The sequence below is a fragment of the Rhodocytophaga aerolata genome, from assembly GCF_030503435.1.
Lineage (GTDB): Bacteria > Bacteroidota > Bacteroidia > Cytophagales > 172606-1 > Rhodocytophaga > Rhodocytophaga aerolata.
In genome coordinates, this window is record NZ_JAUKPO010000057.1 from 1 (window position 1) to 20,621 (window position 20,621).

A 20,621-nucleotide genomic window follows, 5' to 3' on the forward strand; every position below is an offset into this window, starting at 1 on the left:
AGCACTACCCTATGGCTGCCTAATGTTGCACCGGCTAATCCATAGTTCACGTTAACTTGTCAATCTAGGGATACCAGCTACCCTATAGAGAGAATAAGTCAAAATTTAATGGAATAGAACTGGTTTTCAATTCGAGCAAAACCTGACAGCTTACAAACAAATAGCAGGGTAAGTAAACAGGAAAAAGCCTATGGCGCTAATGCCCCGTTGAAACGATACTAGCCCTGCCTTACCTTAGAACGCTTAAGAGCTGGGGGTACTAAATTATGGGTAGTTTATCGGCTAAATTTGGCAGGAAAGATACTTCGATACAAGCATCAACGGTGCACAGAAGTGTAGAAGAATAAATTACTGGCATCCATTATTAAATGCAAGGCTGCCAAGCAGGGTGCTACCACTGATAGGCTCCATACAGAGGATGCTGGAATTATTGCCCGGTTGATAGCATTGGAAATTCGTAAAATGTTGATTAGTACAAGACCATGAACAAATTCAACTATTTTCTTGTAGATACCTTTTCGAATGAGTTATTTAAAGGAAATCCTACCCCGGTTTGTGTCTTAGAAAAACCCTTGTCTGCGGAAACTATGCACTTGCTTGCCAGGGAATTTTGTTTGCCAGTAACCGTATTCATAACTAAAAGTGAGGAGCAGAAAAGCTATTTGATAAGGTATTTTACGCGAACAGGTGAAATTCCTGCCTGTGGGCATGGGACTTTGGGAGCTGCCTATCTATTACTCCATGACGGCCAATCTGGTGATCAGGTGATTTTTCAACCAATAAATGGGAGCAAACTAATAGCAACCAAAGGGGGACTACTTACTTATGTTGAATACCCCAAACTTGAAAAATCGTATAAGACAATCCCTGCCTCCCTTTGTCAGGCCTTGGGTATCGATGTAGACGCTATACCATCTTATTTCTTTTGCACTCAGCTAGAAACGCTGTTTATCGAAATGGAGAATGCTGAAAAAGTAAAGGCAATTACACCTGATTTTGAGCAGCTCATCCAATCTACAGCTTCCATAAAAGAAGTAGTCGTGATGAGTACATCAGCGGACCTAACCTATGATTTTATTTTGCGATCCTTTTGCCCATGGATAGGTATAGAGGAAGATCCGGTTACCGGTTCCATTCATGCAGTATTGGGACATTACTGGAAAGAACGCTTGCAAAAGGATCAGCTACTTGCCTACCAGGCCTCTGAGCGAGGAGGGCAAATACATATCATACCTATGGAGAGTTCCGTTAAGATAGGAGGCTCCTGCAGAATCATTATCAAAGGACAGCTCCTTGCGAGCTAAAAACAGGTTTACCAAGCTTTCCTGTCAATCCCTGCCTATTGTTATGCTAGGCTTGCCTAAGGTCCTGTCATTAGCATAAGAGTGTTCCACCAAAGCCCTGATATAGATTGGCTAATAGATCACTAGAATCATTGATTTGTTGAAAATCCATTTTTTCTAAGCCAGCTACCCCAAAAGGAGGGCTACATTTGCCTGCCTTTCTGAAACACAAAACCGTTGAGGCTTCTTTTGATAAATCCGGGCTTTATTATCGTAGACTGCCTGTCAAAACAGGAATCCTTATTCGGTAAGAGTTTGCTTCTTCCACATACCTTGTTGATCTCATGTCATAAGTAGGTAATTTGAGTCCCATATAGGTGAGCTGGTGAGAGCTAAAAAGTAAAAGGGGGTAAGCAAGGCACATACGCCTACCATGCTAGAATGGATAGAGAAATTCCTTCTGGACTGTATTAATTTCTTTCTTCTTATCATACCTTAATTACCCCTAATCGGCACAAATAGAGTCTGAAACTGGTGGCGATTGCAGTGTGGTTATGCCATGGTCAACCCACAGTTGCCCGACTGCACGGTGTACTTGTTGCACAACTGTCTGATAATACAAAAAAGTAGACGATGGTAAGCTACCGGTATGTAAAAAGGACACTATCTCTACGCTATAAACGTCTCCTGCGATGCAAGGCCGGAAACGATTCTTGGAAAAACCCGCCTGCACTTCAAGCTATCCGAGCGAGAAACCCTCCACAACTTCTACCGGAGGCTCAACGTTCGGCTCGATTGAAATTGCCTCTACCCATTGACAGCCCTTTATATAAGCGAATGCTCATCTGGTAAGTGCGGACAGAAACGTATAACTGCTTTTTTAGCTCTTCAACTAGCTGTTTGGTATTTCATTGTAGGAAAAGGTTTAGGTTTGAAAGGGCCAGACAAGCGCATGTTGAAATACCAGCGGTTCCACCTTCTAAACTTTGTTTTTTGACAAGCTATCTTTTCTCCTTGCTTGTGCAACGGAACCCTTATGAGCGATCTGACCATTCTCGGTCCCTATGCTCATAGCGGACTTGTTCTACAATTCTTTCGCTTTTTAAGTGGATAATAGGATTTGTTGGCGGGTTTAAGTAATTTCATTATTTTACAGGGTTTGTGTAAACCTAATTCAGGAATGGACCCTGCCTATTCAGCCTGATTCCATTCCCCACTTTCCTTTCCCTGCTGTCCAAACAGATAGGTTTCTTCTTTCCTGCTCATCCACTCATTTACCCACCTGCTGGTATATACAGCTACTATACCTATCAGGAGTATATCTAAACTCACTACCATAGCCGCAAAGACTAATACGTTCATAGAGCTTAATTCCCCTTTGTTCTGGAAAGTAATACGCGCAGGAATAGATTCACCCTTTTTTCAAAACTGCCCCTCTGGGCAAGAGGGAGAAAATTAAGTTCTCTAAGGCTTTCGGGTAGCGGTTTTCTTTCCTCTTTTGCCCACCTTTACAGGAAAAATAGGTGCTTACAGCAACAACGGGTACAGGGGCGTATAAATGAGAAAGCTAATCTGTCGGATCAGGTACGGCACGTACTGTATTCAACCTTTATCCGTCCATAGGCTTAAATTACTAAACTAGCTATTCCATGCGTTCTCCTGAATCCATAAATCAATCAGCGCAATTTCTCAACGAGCATCGACAGGTACTCACCCTGGAGGTCTTTGAACATGCTTCAGAAGAGTACCGGATCTATTTAGACAAACTCATTAGTCGGCGCAATGCCGTGCTGGAGGAAGAGCTAACAGAAAAAACGTTCCGGCAGCTCAGAGCCATGGAAGAACAGCTAAAAGTGCTGTTAGGCTTTTATGGGATAGTGGAGATGACACTGAAAATCCTATCAGAAGAGGCCATGAAGTCTTTAAATTTTGATGCACACGAATGGAGTAGGTATAAGTTGATCGAACAGGAGAATGCGATGTTGATGGCCTTTATTGAGAAAAAACTCAAGCAACAGGATGGTAGCTGAACTTAGTGGGGATTAAATGAAGAGTCCCTTTACTATGACTGCCTAGTAAACAATAAGTAACACATACTGGCAAGAGTTACCACAGCTCAAGCTTAAAGATAGTGAAGGAAATGTGACCCCCTTCACCATTCCCACCTTAAGCGAAGTACTAGAATGGAGCAAGGGCAAAACAATCATCAACGTAGACAAAAAGGATGTACCTCTCCCGATGATAGCCAAGCTGCTGCAGCAACATGAGGCAGAAACCTCTGTCATGCTCACGGTGCACAAGGCAGAGCAAGCCAGATTTTACTATGCGCATAACCCCAACCGGATGTTTTCCGCCTTTATCAGAAGCAGGCAGGAATTTGACGATTTTGAAAACAGTGGCATTCCCTGGTCGCAGATTATGGCTTATGTAGGGCCAGTAAGTAAAGCGGAAAACAAACAACTCTATGAGCTGTTACACAAGAGAGGCGTAATGTGTATGATTTCAGCTGCCCCCAGCTACGACAAATTGCCTGACCCTGTAGCCCGTCAAAAAGCCTACCGGGAAATTATACAAGCAGGAGCCGATGTCATTGAATCGGATTTACCCATAGAAGTGGCCAATGCTATTGCCCCCTGATCCCTGCTAAAAGTCTCAAACAACCCTTTTTTAGTAAATAGACCTGGCTTAGGAAACAATAGGAGAGACTACTTTCACTATAAAACTAAAGAGGTTATCTTGGGGGGTACTCCCAAGAGAAAGGTATTGAGCAAAAGGACTTACGTTGGAAAATTGCGGCGATAGCTTTCATTGTCTAGCTCTTTTCTCTCCTTTTAGAAAAGACGTATGGCTCCCAAGCGTACAGGAAGCAGGCCATCTCACATGGGAAGGCTAGCATCATTGCTCATCGAGGACAAGGGCGCATGCCTGGCTTGCCTGTATAAAATCTCGATAGATCCCTCGCTGCTTACTCTCTATGAGGCAATCGGCTAATTCCATTTCTGGTATCCGGTGTTTACTCTCTTTACTGAGGGTAGTTAAGATAGCCGCTACTTTGAGGTAATTTTCTTCGCTTACCGGCATGTCAAATGTGGTCAGCAACTTATTCATCTTTGCCTGGATGGCTTCTTTAGAAGGATTTCCATGAAAAGACGTTTCCATCCTCTTAAGGGCAGATTCATGGGTATTTTGCTCGGCTAAAGATAGCGTTGCTTGAGAAGTAAGTATAGCACCCTTACTTACTTTCTCTCCTAACAGGGAACCAATCATATAGGATCCTACGACCAGTACACCACTCATGATACAGATTTTTGTGTAGGAAGGGTTGGCTTTTAGGATTTCCATAAAATGGTAAATTTCCAGTTAATAGGAACAGTAGCTGCGAAAGTAACTTGTCAGAAACTTTCTTTGACTTGCTGAAAGCCCCCCTTTCCACAATCATTTATCTAAGATAGCAGATTCAAAAAGTGATTTATTGGTGGAGTTACAGATCAAGAGTAGGGAATATGAATACCCCTTTTTACATTAGTTTTCAAATGGAAAGGGCAAATGGGGGAAACTACTTTTAAACCCTTACTTTCTCCTCTTGCCCATTAAACGTAATGAGGTAATAACAAAGGGGTGAGCAGGTAACTGCTTTCCTTTTAGCCCTCAACAAATAATTTTACTAAGCTTTCTTTTTACTAAGCTTTCTTTGAAGCAATGGTATTTAGAGCAAGCGCAGCCGTTTATTACTTCCTGCGCCACTATAGATCCACAAAGGCACATCCCCTTTGAGCTTACCTGCGTTCTAGTAATAGTAAAGAAACTAAAGACGAGAAGTAAGAGCCTGCAGCATGCCTTACTGGCCGGCCTTATGTTTTTTGGTAGCCTAATGCCTGACAACTTACCAAAAGTAGCATCCCTAAGGTAATAATCCCCTATGTCTGCTAAAATTATCTATGTCCAGTAAAGATATAGTAGAGCTCATCGGTCCAGTATTACTGCAGAAATGCTTATTTTTCGAACCTATATTTTATATAATTTCCTATGATCCTTTCCGATAAACTATGCACCGCTTAAAAATACCTGTAACAGCCTTATTGCTCCTGCTCTTTTCTATTTCATTGTTTTCTTTTATCCTATACCCACCACAGCGAAAAATAAAGCCTGTGGTTATCGGGTATGTCGGAGGCTACAAAGGCCTGGTTAATACTGAGCAAATTGATGCAGGAAAGCTCACCCATATCAATTATGCCTTTGTCGATGTAAAAAACAATCAGGCATTTTTGACCAATGAAAAAACCGATACAGTGAATTTTCGAAAGCTGAATGCGCTAAAAAAAATAAATCCTCACTTGAAGATATTGATTTCCATAGGTGGATGGGCATGGAGTGAGAATTTCTCAGATGCGGTGCTTACAGATGCTTCCAGAAAAAGCTTTGCTGTAAGTGCAGTTAATATTATCAGAAAACATAAGCTGGATGGAGTGGACATTGATTGGGAATATCCTGGTATGCCCGGAGAAGAAGGAAATATTTACCGTCCGCAAGACAAGCAAAATTTTACCCGCATGTTTGAGGCCTTGCGACAGGAACTGGACCTGCTCGAAAAACAAGAAGGGAATAAAAAGTTGCTTACCACAGCGGTAGCCGGCTTTGCTCAGTTTCTAGACCATACAGAGATGGATAAAGCCAGTCGGTACCTGGATTATGTGAATCTGATGACCTATGATCTTTTTTCCGGAGATACGGCTGTCCATCATGCCGGTTTGTATGCAAGTGCTTTATATCAATCAACTAAGTATGCTGATCATGCGGTGAAAGCCTTTATGGAAGCAGGCGTTCCGGCCAGTAAGCTGGTGTTAGGCATTCCCTTCTATGGGCGTTCTTTTAAATTACAAGCAGCGGTAAAGCAAGGAATCGGGGAGAAAATGATATCGCAGGACTACCTGGATGGATATACCCTGATCAAAGACAGCCTGGTCAATAAAAATGGATTTACATCATACCGGGATAAGGCTGCCAAAGTGCCGTATTTAGTGAATGCTGCTACCAAACAGGTCATCAGCTATGAGGATGAAATTTCTGTCAGGGAAAAATGTAAGTATGTGATGGATCAGCAATTAGCCGGAGTCATGTTCTGGGAGTATACCTCTGATCCTAAAGGCTACCTGCTCCATGAAATCCATCAAACCCTAAAGTAGCCGCAAGCGGTCTCCATACACTTTGTCTGCCACTTCTCAGTAGATTCAGCATTCGTAGATTAACCTTATCAAATTATGTGTAGCCACAGGGAAGCATCCGTTGTCTTTTTCAAGAATTACCCATTTGCTCAAAAACTAGTTGTACTTGCCCTGTTTTATATAGTATTCCTGTTACCGGTAAATATCGCTTGGGCACAAAGCAGGGAGCAGCCATCCCGCTTTAGGGTCTTGGTACTTGCAGAGAATGGAGGGCATCATGTCCAGTATTCACAGGTGGCCAAAGAATGGTTAACCAAGCTTGCTGGGGAGCATAATTTTACTGTTGATTATATAGAGAACACCAGCAAAATAGACGATGATTTTCTAAGCCGCTATCAGCTCTTCATTCAGTTAGATTATGTGCCCTATGGCTGGACACCTGCAGCAGTAGCCGCTTTTGAACATTATATCACGTCAGGCAGAGGCGGATGGATTGGTTTTCATCATGCCAGCTTACTTGGAGAGTTTGATGGCTATCCGATGTGGCAATGGTTTTCAGCTTTTATGGGAGGTATCCGCTATGTCAATTACATTCCCGGCTTTGCTACAGCAAAACTAGTAGTGGAACAGGTAAACCATCCGGTGATGAAAGGCATTCCTCCCTCGTTTGAAGTAAAGAAGGAGGAATGGTATATTTATGATAAAAGCCCACGATCCAATGTGCAGGTGCTTGCCAGTGTAGATGAGTCAAGTTATCAGCCGGATTCAAAGATCAAAATGGGCGATCATCCCGTGATTTGGAGCAACCCAAAAGTGAAAGCCAGAAATATCTATATCTTTATGGGCCACTCCCCAGACTTATTTGAAAATGAAATCTATAAGCGGTTAGTTCAAAATGCCATTTTTTGGGCGGCAGGTCAGTAAGCTATTTTTAAGGCAGGCTTTGACTGACAATCAATGTATACATGTGGTGTCCTTTCAATACAGATCTATATGTACCTTTTAATTTACTCAGCGTTTATGCTCTATCCTATACAATTGAGAAACTTATCCATAAGAGTCCTTCTACTAGGTGTTTTGTATTTTTACGGTCTTGCTCCACTTTCGGCACAAGGTTCTTCGCCTTCTTTCAGGGTGCTTGCTTTTTATACCGCAACCCATGATCCGGCCCATATTAGCTTTGTAGAGGAAGCTAACCAATGGTTTTCTCAGATGGCCCTTACCCACGGATTTACCTATCAGGCAACCAACGACTGGAACAAGTTGAATAAAAAACAGCTTTCTAGCTGCCAGGTGGTTATTTTTTTAGATACCCGTCCCCAAGTTGCCTCTCAAAGAAAGGCATTTGAACGCTATATGAAGAAGGGAGGTGCCTGGATGGGCTTTCACTTTGCTGGATTTGCCTTGACACCTTCAGCCTATGCTCAAAATTGGAATTGGTATCATAACGAGTTTATAGGCGCAGGAGCGTATAAGTCCAATACCTGGAGACCTACCTCAGCTGTCTTAAAGGTAGAAGACCCGGCTCATCCGGCAACTAAGCATTTGCCGGCTACCTTCGCCTCTGCTCCGAATGAATGGTATAGCTGGCAAAATGATTTACGAGCCAATGCGGCTATCAAAATTTTGCTTTCAATTGATGGGCAAAGCTTTCCTGTCGGCACAGGTCCTAAACCTGAGGAAATATGGCATAGTGGATATTACCCTGTGGCCTGGACTAATACTGATTACAGAATGCTATACATCAACATGGGCCATAATGATATAGATTATGAAAATAAAACCAACAAAACCCTCTCTTTTACCTTTGCTAATCAAACTCAAAATCAATTCATTATGAATGCCCTGTTTTGGTTAGCAAGAGCAAAAACAGTTGACTGACTTATAATTTTCCTAACAGTCACCAAAAAGGGGTAGCTAACATAACTATTCAGGAAGCATTACTCAGGAAGCATTACACTTTTACCTCCTATAGTCTGGTAGCAGAGAAGTTGAGCTTTGAATGGAGAAATAGTCTGAAAGAACTTTTATCTTGTGCTGATCTGTAGCTGTGCAGATCATTTACTACACTCCAACTGAGCGGATGAAAAATGGAATTACTATAAGAGTAAAAGCAGGAGTAGTCGTCGGAACCTTAGATATTCTGGCAGCCTTTCTCCACTACTTTATCAGCACAGGCGAGACAAGGGTTTCAAATGTGTTGAAGTTTATCGCAAGTGGCATTTTTGGTAATCAAGCTTTTGCCCAAGGGAATACGATGGTGGTAGCAGGACTGTTTTTTCATTACCTGATTGCCTTTGCCTTCACCCTGTTTTTCTTTTGGGTATATCCTAAAATAAATCTGTTTTCAAAAAGTACAATCCTGACCGGCATTCTGTATGGCATTTTTATCTGGCTAGTCATGAACCTTGTGGTCGTGCCCTTATCAAACACGCCCAGCCAGCCATTTACACTCCTAAATACCCTGATTAATGCACTGATATTAATTGCTTGCATGGGCATTCCCCTTTCTTTGATGGCTCACTCCTTTTACAAAAAAGGAAACCAGTCAACACCTAAGCTTACTTCTAATAAGTAACCTCCCTCAAAAGACGAACCTGTCTTCTTGTTCAGGAAGGACTTTGGCTGCTCTAAGTAAGGAAAAGGCAGTTAAACTAACTCCCACTTTCAGGTAACTTACCAACAGGGGCGAGAGGGAAAAGAACGGAAGAGTTACTAGGAAAGAGAGGGTTGGTGTAACTTCTGGTGAGTGATAATTCTGGTGAGTGATAAATTGTTTGCTTCCTTTTTAATGTTCATATGTTTAAACATATTAAATTTACATCAACCTGTTTTTCGGTAATGATTGAAACAACCAGGAGTGAATGAATGAGTAGGGAGGAAAAGGAGGTTAGTGTAAATATAGATTGATTAGCAAAATTCTGTAACTAGATAATAGTTTTGGCAAACCCTTTTAATGCTTATGATACACGCAACCTACTCACTGTTGATTATTGTGTTCCTTTCTCTTACAAACTCTTTTGCACAGCAAAAAGAGGTATGGAAAATCGGGGAAAATGATACTTCCACCAAAGGGATGGCCTTGTCTCCGGATCAGTTTAAGCGCTTTGTAGAATATGATTTTGGCTATGAAGACCGCTTTTTTCTGATCGGACAGGCAGATGCAAGTAAAGAGTGGCCCTATGTGTTGCCAGGTCCTAGGAATGGATGGGGTGGAACCGGAAATACGTCCGGTATCCGCTCACATAGGCTGACTATTTATTTTGACATTGAAAAAAAGCCTGCTTCGGGTGACTATCAATTACTCGTAGATATATTAGAAACTGACTCGGCGCATGCGCCTTATCTTAAAATAATGGTGAATGGAAAAGCCTGGAAATATAAATTGAATAGAGGAAGCAGCGGCAAAGATCCGGTTGGTAAATTTAACCGGGCAAAGGAGCAATTGCTTAAAGTGGACCTACCGGCTAACCTGATCGGGATAGGGAATAATGAAGTACAACTTACTTCATTAGAAGGAGGATGGCTCGTATTTGATCAGATAAAAATGAGTGGCCCTGAAGGTGTAAAACTTGCCGCCCCAGGCGAAGCATTGGTTAAAAATATTGCTGCAGCCCAGTATGAAGTTGAGTCAGAGGGAAAACGCTTTCAACCCTTACTGATCGATCTGGAGCATCTGCAAAATAAACCTACGCTGGAAGTAAAAGTAGATGGAAAAACCATTCTCAATCAGCGCATTGAAAAAGGAGGATATCTAGTTGAAGTTCCGATGCCAGCCGTTTCACAAAGCAAACAAAGTAGGTATCAGGTATTGCTGAATAATAAGTTAATTAGAGAAGGAGGGGTAACGCGGGAAAAAGAGCATGTAAAAACACCGGCTGGTTACGTCAATACGATGATGGGTGTCGGCCATTCCCGATGGATGATAGCGCCCGGGCCTTGGATGCCATTTGGCATGGTGAAACTGAGTCCCGATAACCAGAATAATGGCTGGCAAGCCGGATATGATCCTACCTTTGAGTCCATTGGTACGTTTAGTCATATACATGAGTGGACCATGGCCGGACTTGGCACTTTCCCGGTAGCAGGGCCGCTCAAAATAAAGGTAGGAGATCAGGGCCATGAGGGAAGTGGGTACCGGTCGAAGATAGATAAGTCCACAGAAGAGGCACCATTGGGTTATTACAAAGTTGACCTGACAGATTATAACATTACAGCTGAACTTACCTCCACCGCAAGGGCTTCTTTTCAACGCTACACTTACCACAATAATGCCGTAGGGAGAATTATGGTGGATTTAAAAATTCCTGCCGAATACAGCTATGTACTCAAAGACATTCAACTAACCAAAGTAAATGATCACCGAATTGAAGGGTATAGCCATCAGCTATCCGAGAATGTATGGTCAAGGGATGCCAGCCAGGAATACACCCTTCATTTTGTCATGGAATTTGACAGGCCCATCAAAGAGTATGGCGTATGGTTGAATGATGAGGTAAAGAAAAATAGTAACCTGTCGGCAGGCAGTGCTGAGAATGCTGGCATATACTTAGAGTTTGATACCAAAACAGAAAAAGCGGTACAAGTCCGTACCGGAATATCCTATGTGAGTATTGAAAATGCCGCACTCAATCTGAAAACGGAGATCAGTGATCCGTTTGGTTGGAGTTTTGAGGCGGTCAGAAATAACCAGATGAACGTCTGGAATGATTTGCTGGGCAGGGTGCAGATAACAAGTACTGATGGGCGGGAAAAAGAACGGTTTTATACCAACATGTACCGGTCGCTGGCAAGCAGAAATACTTTCAGTGATGTAGATGGCAGCTGGCGGGATGCAGATGAAGTGGTTCGTAAATTAACGGATAAAAATGAGGTAGCCTTGGGATGTGATGCTTTCTGGAATACCTTCTGGAACCTGAATCAATTCTGGAACCTGGTCACGCCGGAATGGTCCAGTAAATGGGTACGCTCTCAGCTGGCTATGTACAACAGCAACGGTTGGCTGGCCAAAGGTCCGGCAGGCATGGAATATATTCCGGTGATGGTAGCTGAACACGAAATTCCGCTGATTGTTGGCGCGTATCAAATGGGCATCCGGGATTTTGATGCTGATAAAGCTTTTGAAGCCGCGTATAAAATGCAGACAACACCTGCCACAAAGGTAGGAGGCGGATTTGCTGGGAACCGTGACCTGGTGACCTATCTTAAACACAAATATGTACCCTATGACGAAGGAAGATTCTCCAATTCCCTTGAATACAGCTTTGATGACTGGACCCTTTCGCAATTTGCCAAAACCTTAGGTAAACAAACCGAATACCTGGAATTTAAAGACAGGGGGCAATGGTGGAAGAATGTGATTGATCCGGAGACAAAATATGCCCGGATGCGGGATGCCAAAGGAAACTGGCTGGCAGGTTTTGATCCTTTTAAATCGGGTGCAAATGAGCATTACGTAGAAGGTAATGCCTGGCAACTTACCTATTTTGTGCCACAGGATGTAGCTGGTCTCGCACAACAGATAGGCGAAAAAACCTTTACAGAACGGCTGGAATGGGGGTTTGAAGAAAGTAATAAGTGGCGGTTTAACGGCCCCAATGACCAGTACTGGGATTATCCGGTGGTGCAGGGAAACCAGCAATCGATGCATTTTGCCGCCTTGTTCAACTGGGTGAAAAAGCCATGGCTTACCCAGAAGTGGAGCCGTGCCATTATAGAGCGCTATTATGGCCATGGCGTTTCCAATGCGTATCTGGGCGATGAGGACCAGGGGCAAATGAGCGCCTGGTTTGTGATGAATGCCTTAGGGCTTTTTCAAACTGATGGCGGCTGCCGGGTTGATCCTATCTATGAAATTGGTAGCCCGCTTTTTGAAAAAGCAGTTATAGATTTAGGTAGCCGCTATGGAAGAGGCAAAACTTTTACCATTGAAGCCAGAAATACGTCGCGGGAAAATGTATATGTACAAAAAGCTACTTTGAATGGAAAAGAGCTGAATACCTTCTGGTTTAAAGCATCTGATTTATTAAAAGGCGGTTCGCTTGTGTTAGAAATGGGTCCTGCACCCAATACCAACTGGGGTATAAACACGTTGCCTTCCGGAGAATAACCAACATACATAGCCTATTTATTTCATGAGAAATTTTATTTCCATACTTGTCATACTAGGAATGCTAGTAGCTTGCTCAACAAATAGTTCAGAGAAAAAAGACAATAAGCAGGCGGCCAATCCTATTCAAACTGATACACTCTTGCAGCAGGTAAAATCCAAAGCGTTGGAGGTAGTAAAGACTGGTTTTAATGCAGGAGATGGATATGGGGAAGTATGGATCAGGGATTATAATACCTTTATTACACTCTCCGCACAAGTACATCCTGCCCAAACGCTGAAAGAAAACCTGCGCGTCTTTTTCAGGTTGCAAGGCAAGGATGGCAATATAGTGGATGGATTTATTCCGCAGCAAAAAGCACGTCAAACAAAAAACAGCTATGCGTATATCTTCACGGAGTTGGAGCCTCAGTATGCCGGGCATAAAAATACGGTAGAAACAGACCAGGAAAGTTCATTGGTACAGGCTGTCTATAAATACAGTCAAGCAACATCTGATACGGCTTTTCTTCAGGAAAAGATTGGAGGGATTTCTGTGGCGGAAAGATTAGAACAGTCGATGGATTTTTTACTGAAACACCGCTATAATGAAAAGTATGGTCTTATCTGGGGAGCTACTACGGCCGATTGGGGAGACGTGCAGCCAGAGCATGACTGGGGGGTATACCTGACTGAAGATACCCATTATGCCATCGATATTTATGACAATGCCATGTTTTTAATTGCCCTTGATCGGTTGATGAGCCTACTGCCTGCCATAAAAACGAAATGGCAGCCTGTACGGGATAGGGTAGCAACGAATGCCATGAAACATCTCTGGGATGGCAACAATCAAAAGTTCATGCCTCATATTTATTTGAATGGCTCGCCTTTCCCGGCTGATTTTGATGAAAACCAGATTTTCTACCATGGAGGCACAGCCGTAGCGATTGAAGCTGATTTATTATCCAAAGAGCAAATCAACATTTCTCTTCAAAAAATGATTGAAAACGTGAAGCAGGCTGGTGCAGCTACGATTGGGCTTACCTTGTATCCTACGTATCCGGAAGGTAGTTTTAAAAATAAAGGCATGTATCCGTATGGCTATCAGAATGGAGGAGACTGGACCTGGTTTGGAGGCAGAATGATTCAACAGCTTATCCGCCATGGATTCAAGAAAGAAGCCTATGAGCAGCTAAAACCCATGCTTCAACGGGTAGTGGATAATAATGGCTTTTATGAATGGTACACGGTTGATAACAAACCCAAAGGGTCGGGTACTTTTCGGGGTGAGGCCGGCGTACTATATGAGGCGATTACTATGCTCGAAAACAATGCAGCTATAGGGAATTGAGTATAACTGCATTGTTTTGAGAATACCTGCATCCACTTATTTGCAATAAGTAAAGCCCGGGGGGTATTTTATCTGTACGCATCCACCAGTAGCTCTATCGTTTATCATGACTATGGCTTGCCTACTACAACCATTTTTTCAGTATACAGGCTATCGCCAATCCTATACCACGACTACCCTTAGTGAGTACGATAGCCAATAAATCCGGCTTTTTTATTTCGTAGTAGCCGATACTTTTTCCAAGGGAATGCAAAAGATGCCCTTTTGCTCATCTATAACATAGCAGGTTCACCCCCTTATACGCTTTGATACACTATCCCAAAGCATAGGGTAAGGTTCTATATTGAGCTACTTGTTTCTTCTACTAGTCAACCTAGCTGGTACCTGGTTAAAACCGGACAGTAGTGTGTTCGTTTTCGTACACTTATCTGCTTGCATTAATTTCAGAAATGCCCTTAAGGACATAAATAAGCCTCTTTTGGGACTTGGCAAGCGATTTGATTAACAAAATATAAACAAATAGCGGTGCTTATGAGAAAAGCCTACTTAGGGGAGTTTGAAGAACTCGTGCTGCTCACGACAGCTATACTCAATGGCGAAGCTTATGGCGTATCAGTAGCCAAAGAGCTAAAGCGGCTCACCGGCAGATCAGTAAGTATTGCCGCCGTACACATTTCCCTGCACCGCCTGCTGGATAAAGGATTAGTGAATTCCTATATGGGCGGCGCTACTACTTCCAGAGGAGGCCGTAGAAAAAGAATTTTTACAGTCACGGTAGCTGGCAGACACATCCTACAAGAAATCCATGACACCCGCAACCAGATGTGGGAATTAGTGCCTAAAACGTCTTTTTCCTAACTTACCCTATACCGCTTATGCAAGCTAAACATACGAGCCATCCACCCCGCTGGGCAACTAAGTTGCTAGAATGGCTCTGTCCGGAAGAATTATTGGAAGAAATTGAAGGCGACTTGCAAGAACTGTTTGAAGAACGGGTGGAAGAAGTAGGAGAAAAAAAGGCGAGAAGAGAATATATACGCTCCGTTTTTGGCTATTTGAGACCTTTTGCTTTTAGCAAAACAACTAATCCATCCATGAAACCACTCTATCTAGATATGCTCCGTAATTACCTGACCATTGCCATCCGGATGCTGCTGCGCAACAAACTCCGCACAGCTATTCACATGTTAGGCCTATCTATAGGTATTAGTACCTGCCTGGCTTTGTACCAGATCATCAGCTTTGAACTGAGTTTTGATCAGCATATTCCAGACCGTGAGCGCATCTACCAGGTGATGATGCAAGTGGAACATAAAGAGGAGAAGCATACCAACTACATGGTACCAGGGCCCACCCATGCAGCTATCCGCAAAGAAATAACCGGCCTGGAGCAGATTGCCTCATTTTACACCTTGTATGGGGCTAGAGTGAAAGTAGTAGCAGGACACGAGCGCAAAACCTTTACCTCGCAGCATGATGTTACCTTTGCTAACCCGGATGTATTGAGACTGCTTTCCTATGAGTGGATAAGCGGCTCTGCGGAAACTGCTCTCTCAGCACCCTACCAGGTAGTGTTAACAGAGCAAAAAGTGCAAAAATATTTTGGGGACATAGCACCAGAAAAAGCCATTGGACGGGAACTGATCTATCTGGATTCTATCCGGGTGATGGTATCTGGCGTGGTGCACAGCCGGGAAGCAAATACCGATTTTGTTTTCAACGATTTTATTTCACTCAGCACCATTGAGCAAACCGCTTTAAATAAAACATTCTATTTCGAAGAATGGGGCTACCTGGCTTCCGCTTCCAGGGCATTTGTCAAACTTTCACCAAGTGCCACGCCTGAAGGGGTAAACAGACAACTAGCTACTTTATCTGATAAATATGGAAGCAAAGAAAACAGCTTTGCCCTCCAACTGCAGCCCTTCCGGGAGGTACATTTTAAGGGGGCGGATCTTGGAAGAAGCGGCCCAACACTTGCTAATTTACCTGCCTTATACGGACTGGGCATGATTGCTTTGTTTATCCTGCTGATTGCTTGCATCAACTTCATTAACCTGGAAACGGCTCAGGCGATCTACCGGGCCAAAGAAGTAGGTATCCGCAAAACCCTGGGCAGCAAGCGCAGCGAACTAATCTGGCAGTTTCAGAGCGAAACCCTGCTAATTACCTTGCTTGCTACCCTGCTTTCATTGGCATTTGCGAAGGGGATCTTACTGTATTTTGCAGAGATGATTCCGCAAGGCGTGACACTGAGTGTTTTTTCACCGGCTACGCTGCTGTTTCTGCTCTCACTCCTTATCCTGGTCGCTTTTCTGGCAGGTTTCTATCCGGCCATCGTGCTATCTGGCTATTCTCCTATAAAAGCGCTACGCAAAGGCGTTTCTTCCCTGAGTAGACAAACCCGCAGTGCTTTTATGCGCAAAAATCTCACAGTCATTCAATTTGCCCTTTCCCAGGTATTTATTTTTGCTACCCTTGTCATCGGTGGGCAAATCAGGCATATGCTCGAGCTAGATATGGGTTTCGATAAAGAGGCCATTATCTATATGCACCTTCCCCGGCAAGCTACAGATGACGGGCATATACTATTCACAGGGCGGATAGGGCAGGTGGAAGGGGTAGCTGCCGCAAGCCTGAGTAATTCTACGCCGGCCAGTAACAGCATGTGGACAAACGAAGTGCATTTTGCTTCCCCTGCCGGCAAAACCCCCTACCAGGTGCAGCAAAAAGTAGGGGATAGTACCTATCTCAAGCTCTATGACATTCCAATACTTGCTGGCAGAAATATAGGCAATAAAGGAGATGAAACCCTGATCAACGATACGTTTCGTAAAAAATTAGGCTTTACACATGCCGGACAGGCCCTAGGGCAAACGTTGTATATGATGGATCAGCCCTATACCATTGTAGGGGTAATGGCCGATTTTCATCTGCGCCCGCTAAGTGAAGCCATTCTTCCAGCCATGTACCGCTATGACTTCAACAGGTATATGGTGCTCAACGTAAAGCTGCAAACGGGGGGCAAAACGGCTGGAGAAGTAAAACAAACGCTTGCTAGGCTGGAAGCTTTATGGAAGGAGCAGTACCCCGATGAAGAGTTTACCTATACATTCCTGGATGAGACCATCACCAAATTTTACCAGACAGAAGCAAATATATTGAAAATGCTTTGGGTAGCCACAGGCATTGCTATCCTGATTAGTTGCCTGGGCTTACTCGGCTTGTCTGCCTTCACGATTGCCCAGCGCACCAAAGAAATTGGTATCCGCAAAGTATTGGGCGCCAGTGTCTCACAGATTGTTGGATTGCTGTCAAAAGATTTTCTCAAGGTTATACTCATTGCCTTTGTAGTGGCGGCCCCTATTGCCTGGCTGTTGCTGAGCCGATGGCTGGAAGATTTTGAGTACCGCATTACCCTGCAATGGTGGATGTTTGTCATGGTAGGCGGCCTAGCTTTACTTGCTGCCTTACTCACGGTAAGTTCTCAATCCATCAGAGCGGCTTTAACCAATCCGGCGAAAAGCCTGCGAAGCGAATAATCTGCTAGTTGACCTGCCGCCTATGGATTTGACAAATCGTTAGTCAGCTTTGAAGGCCTGGGAGACAGGGTATTGTTTACGGGAGAGAATCTATCCAATCAAAGCTTCCAATTAGGCCAAGGGAAGATCAATTGGATAGAAAAGCACCAAAGCACCGGGGTTTATGTAGATAGTGCCCTTTCTTTCATCAGAAAAAACAAAACGCTTCCTTGTTATGTCAACCTGTGGTTAGATGATGTGCATGATGAGCATAAGCCAAAGCCAGGGGCAGAAGAGAAATATCAATCTGTAACCAATAATCTCTATGAGCAGAAGTTTTTTGCTGTACTAGAGGAAATGGATAGTGAACTTCTACAATACATTCTTTGAGCACATGTTTGGATGCTACCGGAAGGAGGTAAATGGAATCAATAATTTGATCAAGGTTCATCTAGCCTACAGTCTTTTACTTTGTTTGGTCATCTATAAAAGACCTACGCAAAGCTGCCTTAGTAGGTTGTAACTTTCAGCTGAGCTAAAATCCTGTGAAACTACATTAAGCCTGACAAAACCATTAGAGAAGCCTGATTCAGTGTAAGGCTTCTCTAATGGTAATGCATAGCTATTGTTTGATCACTTTTAGGGTTTTGTAGCCCTGGTCAGATTGTATCCTTAGCACATACATGCCTGGTCTGAGTGCTGACAGATCTATTTCCAGCAAAGTAGCTCCTGCTAGTTTGTGGCTATTTTCCAGCAGAATGTTTCCTATAGCATCGCTTAAGAGCGTTTTTACACCGGCAGCAGGCGTGACCCCTAAATCTAGGTACAGGTGAGTGGTGACAGGATTAGGATAGGCTACTATTTCCCTTATAGATTCGTCCTCACGAGTGTATGTATGGTCTATGCGGGCATTGGCTTTTTTAGTGTGTATAACGATTGCCCCTCTATGTATGGCCGTACTCGGATCAGCATCTGTATCCGTATCTGTCAGGTTCGTATCATACACGATCGCATTGTTGTTATTTTTGTCCCAGATCTGAATGCGTATCTTATCCATCCGGCCACCTCTGCTTTGTTTCCCGTCAATAGCAGAGATCAGGAATCCGTACCCTGCTTTGCCATTTAATCTTCCTTCCCCTTGGTAGCTTGCCTTGGCTCCCGAAATAACCAGCCACTCATAAGAGGTACTAGAAAAAGTTATACCCCCTGAAGGAAAATGAAATAAGGTATGGCCGGAAGGGCTAGTAGCCTCCGGCTTATATTTAGCTGCTAAGAGTAGATACGCATCCCCGCTAGCAGCCGGCTTCGATTTGTAGGCGCCTGCCGGCGAGTGAAACCAGGTGCCTGCTGTCAGAAAGCCCCCTGCCGGATCATAGATCACGATAGAATTATACTCTTTTGTGACCCTTGTGCCACAAGCATCTTCCACCACCAGTTGAACTGTATAGATACCCGCCGCCTGATAGCTGTGACTGCCTGAGAAAGTAGTGCCACTAAGCGTAGCATGCGTGGTCTGTTGATCTCCCCAGTGCCAGGTAGCTTTTGCCACCGCGCCGGTTTCACCAGTGATCTGGGCACTGGTCGTGACTAGCGTATGGATCTTAGTGGGTGTAGCAGGAGCAGTAATATCACCCAAGGTAGGTGCTATACAAGAGGGCTTGAGCAGCAGTAAGCCGCCTGCAGGATTATATCCATCGGCGAAAGAGGCAAAGTACTTTATCACCATAAAATCAGCGCCGTCAGCAGAGAGCTTAAAAATCGTGCCCCCACCATTATTGGGGCCACCACTCCTTGTTGTGCCATACAAGTAGCCATCGCTTGCCTGAATCAGGCCCCCTGTCGGAGGAGCACCTTCAATTGATTGGTTAAACGTTTTAAGAACCATAAAACCTGTACCATCAGGGGCTAGCTTAAAGATGGCGCCATTATTGGTTAGACTATCTGTATTATTTATTGTGCCATACAAACTGCCATCGTTTCCCTCTATCAAGCCGCCTAAGGGTTTGTCAGAAGGATCAAAGTCTTTTAGGATGGTAAAATCAGAGCCGTCAGGTGCTATCTTAAAGATGTTGCCCTTCATCTGATTAAACTCTCCACCACCCTGTGTCGCGCCATACAAGTAGTCATCTCCTCCCTGCATTAAGCTGCCTATCGGATCAGTGCCATCAACGTAACTGTTAAAGGTCTTTATCACCGTAAAATCAGAGCCGTCAAGAGCAAGCTTAAAGATCGTGCCTGCATCCCCGAAATTAGGCCCGCCACCACTGGTCAGGCCATACAAGTAACCATCCTTTGCCTCGAGCAGGCGGCCTGTCGGATAAGAGCCATCAGTGGAAATAAAAGTTTTTAAGATCGTAAAACCTGTACCATCCGGAGCTAGCTTGAAGATGGTGCCACTATTTGTTTGACCTTGTCTTGTCATCCCATACAAGTAGCCATCGCTTGCCTGAATCAGGCCCCCTAGTGGATCAGTAACGCCGCCGAAGCGGTCAAAGTACTTTATGACACTAAAATCAGCGCCATCAGCCGAGAGCTTGAAAATAGTGCCTGCATCATCAGGCCCACCATAGCGTGTCAGGCCATACACGTAGCCGTCCTTTGCTTGCAACAGGTTACCTATAGGAGTAGCACCATTAGTGGAACGGATAAAGTTTTTAATGGTATTAAACTCTGCGCCATCAGCCGAGAGCTGGAAGATGAAGCCTTCCGATTCGGGTTCACCCCTACTTATCACCCCATACAGGTTTCCATGACTTGTCTGGATCAGGCCGCCCTGGAGAGAAGCTCTGTCCGGAGAGGGAGCAAAGTCTTTTAGGATGGTGAAACCCGAGCCGTCAGCAGATAGTTTGAAAATCGTACTCTTACGGTCATTGAACCTTCCACTACTAGTTATCTGGCCATACAAGTAGCCATCGCTTCCCTGAATAAGGCTGCCATAGGGATATGCACCTTCATTATTGCCATCGACGAAAAGATTGTTCTTTATCACCGTAAAACCTGTACCATTAAGGGCTAGACTGAAGATGGTGCCGCTACCTCCTCCAGGCCCCCCATCACTTGTTATGCCATACAAGTAGCCATTGCTTGCCTGAATAAGGCTGCCTTTAGGTTCAGCGCCGTCAGTGAAAGGGTTAAAGTTTTTAATCACTCTATAACCTACGTGAACTATGGATTAGCCGGTGCAACATTAGGCAGCCATAGGGTAGTGCTGTG

Annotated in this window: 15 protein-coding genes; 12 read left to right on the forward strand and 3 right to left on the reverse strand. The window is 44.0% G+C overall.

Annotated features, from left to right (window positions below):
- Positions 1-482: 482 nt before the first annotated feature.
- Positions 483-1,304 (forward strand): PhzF family phenazine biosynthesis protein, encoded by an 822-nt coding sequence (locus Q0590_RS34245; RefSeq protein WP_302042185.1) that lies wholly within the window; start codon positions 483-485, stop codon positions 1,302-1,304.
- A 1,170-nt stretch (positions 1,305-2,474) separates the two neighbouring features.
- On the opposite strand, the gene Q0590_RS34250 is transcribed toward Q0590_RS34245, so the two are convergent.
- Positions 2,475-2,645 carry a hypothetical protein gene (locus Q0590_RS34250; RefSeq protein WP_302042186.1) on the reverse strand — a complete coding sequence of 57 codons (171 nt, stop codon included), beginning with the start codon at positions 2,643-2,645 and terminating at the stop codon, positions 2,475-2,477.
- Between the two features lie 287 nt (positions 2,646-2,932).
- On the opposite strand from Q0590_RS34250, the gene Q0590_RS34255 reads away from it, so the two are divergent.
- The gene (locus Q0590_RS34255) at positions 2,933-3,313 is read left to right on the forward strand and encodes a hypothetical protein (protein ID WP_302042187.1); all 381 of its coding nucleotides are present in this window, start codon (positions 2,933-2,935) and stop codon (positions 3,311-3,313) included.
- A gap of 112 nt (positions 3,314-3,425) precedes the next feature.
- Positions 3,426-3,920, forward strand: a complete 495-nt coding sequence (locus Q0590_RS34260; protein WP_302042188.1) for a glycerophosphodiester phosphodiesterase family protein — start codon at positions 3,426-3,428, stop codon at positions 3,918-3,920.
- Between the two features lie 258 nt (positions 3,921-4,178).
- Here Q0590_RS34260 and Q0590_RS34265 read toward each other — a convergent pair whose 3' ends face one another.
- Entirely contained in the window at positions 4,179-4,625 is a 447-nt protein-coding gene (locus tag Q0590_RS34265) for a hypothetical protein (protein ID WP_302042189.1), read from the reverse strand.
- A gap of 704 nt (positions 4,626-5,329) precedes the next feature.
- On the opposite strand from Q0590_RS34265, the gene Q0590_RS34270 reads away from it, so the two are divergent.
- From Q0590_RS34270 to Q0590_RS34310, 9 genes are all read left to right on the forward strand, one after another.
- Positions 5,330-6,466, forward strand: a complete 1,137-nt coding sequence (locus Q0590_RS34270) for a glycoside hydrolase family 18 protein (protein ID WP_302042190.1) — start codon at positions 5,330-5,332, stop codon at positions 6,464-6,466.
- Between the two features lie 75 nt (positions 6,467-6,541).
- Entirely contained in the window at positions 6,542-7,369 is an 828-nt protein-coding gene (locus Q0590_RS34275; protein WP_302042191.1) for a ThuA domain-containing protein, read from the forward strand.
- Between the two features lie 96 nt (positions 7,370-7,465).
- Positions 7,466-8,326, forward strand: coding sequence for a ThuA domain-containing protein (locus tag Q0590_RS34280; protein ID WP_302042192.1), 861 nt, complete (start codon positions 7,466-7,468; stop codon positions 8,324-8,326).
- Positions 8,327-8,495: 169 nt separating this feature from the next.
- A complete protein-coding gene (locus tag Q0590_RS34285; RefSeq protein ID WP_302042193.1) occupies positions 8,496-9,023 on the forward strand; it encodes a DUF1440 domain-containing protein in 528 nt (175 codons plus the stop codon).
- Between the two features lie 384 nt (positions 9,024-9,407).
- Positions 9,408-12,554: a GH92 family glycosyl hydrolase gene (locus tag Q0590_RS34290; RefSeq protein WP_302042194.1), complete on the forward strand. Its 3,147-nt coding sequence runs from the start codon at positions 9,408-9,410 to the stop codon at positions 12,552-12,554.
- Between the two features lie 25 nt (positions 12,555-12,579).
- Positions 12,580-13,887: a glucosidase family protein gene (locus tag Q0590_RS34295; protein ID WP_302042195.1), complete on the forward strand. Its 1,308-nt coding sequence runs from the start codon at positions 12,580-12,582 to the stop codon at positions 13,885-13,887.
- Between the two features lie 531 nt (positions 13,888-14,418).
- Positions 14,419-14,745, forward strand: a complete 327-nt coding sequence (locus Q0590_RS34300) for a PadR family transcriptional regulator (protein WP_302042196.1) — start codon at positions 14,419-14,421, stop codon at positions 14,743-14,745.
- Between the two features lie 17 nt (positions 14,746-14,762).
- Positions 14,763-17,429, forward strand: coding sequence for an FtsX-like permease family protein (locus Q0590_RS34305; RefSeq protein WP_302042197.1), 2,667 nt, complete (start codon positions 14,763-14,765; stop codon positions 17,427-17,429).
- A 72-nt stretch (positions 17,430-17,501) separates the two neighbouring features.
- Positions 17,502-17,798 carry a hypothetical protein gene (locus tag Q0590_RS34310; RefSeq protein ID WP_302042198.1) on the forward strand — a complete coding sequence of 99 codons (297 nt, stop codon included), beginning with the start codon at positions 17,502-17,504 and terminating at the stop codon, positions 17,796-17,798.
- A 232-nt stretch (positions 17,799-18,030) separates the two neighbouring features.
- Here Q0590_RS34310 and Q0590_RS34315 read toward each other — a convergent pair whose 3' ends face one another.
- Positions 18,031-20,556 carry a choice-of-anchor tandem repeat GloVer-containing protein gene (locus Q0590_RS34315; RefSeq protein WP_302042199.1) on the reverse strand — a complete coding sequence of 842 codons (2,526 nt, stop codon included), beginning with the start codon at positions 20,554-20,556 and terminating at the stop codon, positions 18,031-18,033.
- Between the last annotated feature and the right edge of the window lie 65 nt (positions 20,557-20,621).

Coding starts and splice junctions, on each gene's coding strand:
- Q0590_RS34300 (WP_302042196.1), top strand. CDS start 14,419: ATGAGAAAAGCCTACTTAGGGGAGTTTGAAGAACTCGTGCTGCTCACG.
- Q0590_RS34295 (WP_302042195.1), top strand. CDS start 12,580: ATGAGAAATTTTATTTCCATACTTGTCATACTAGGAATGCTAGTAGCT.
- Q0590_RS34280 (WP_302042192.1), top strand. CDS start 7,466: ATGCTCTATCCTATACAATTGAGAAACTTATCCATAAGAGTCCTTCTA.
- Q0590_RS34305 (WP_302042197.1), top strand. CDS start 14,763: ATGCAAGCTAAACATACGAGCCATCCACCCCGCTGGGCAACTAAGTTG.
- Q0590_RS34245 (WP_302042185.1), top strand. CDS start 483: ATGAACAAATTCAACTATTTTCTTGTAGATACCTTTTCGAATGAGTTA.
- Q0590_RS34255 (WP_302042187.1), top strand. CDS start 2,933: ATGCGTTCTCCTGAATCCATAAATCAATCAGCGCAATTTCTCAACGAG.
- Q0590_RS34275 (WP_302042191.1), top strand. CDS start 6,542: ATGTGTAGCCACAGGGAAGCATCCGTTGTCTTTTTCAAGAATTACCCA.
- Q0590_RS34270 (WP_302042190.1), top strand. CDS start 5,330: ATGCACCGCTTAAAAATACCTGTAACAGCCTTATTGCTCCTGCTCTTT.
- Q0590_RS34265 (WP_302042189.1), bottom strand. CDS start 4,625: ATGGAAATCCTAAAAGCCAACCCTTCCTACACAAAAATCTGTATCATG.
- Q0590_RS34250 (WP_302042186.1), bottom strand. CDS start 2,645: ATGAACGTATTAGTCTTTGCGGCTATGGTAGTGAGTTTAGATATACTC.
- Q0590_RS34290 (WP_302042194.1), top strand. CDS start 9,408: ATGATACACGCAACCTACTCACTGTTGATTATTGTGTTCCTTTCTCTT.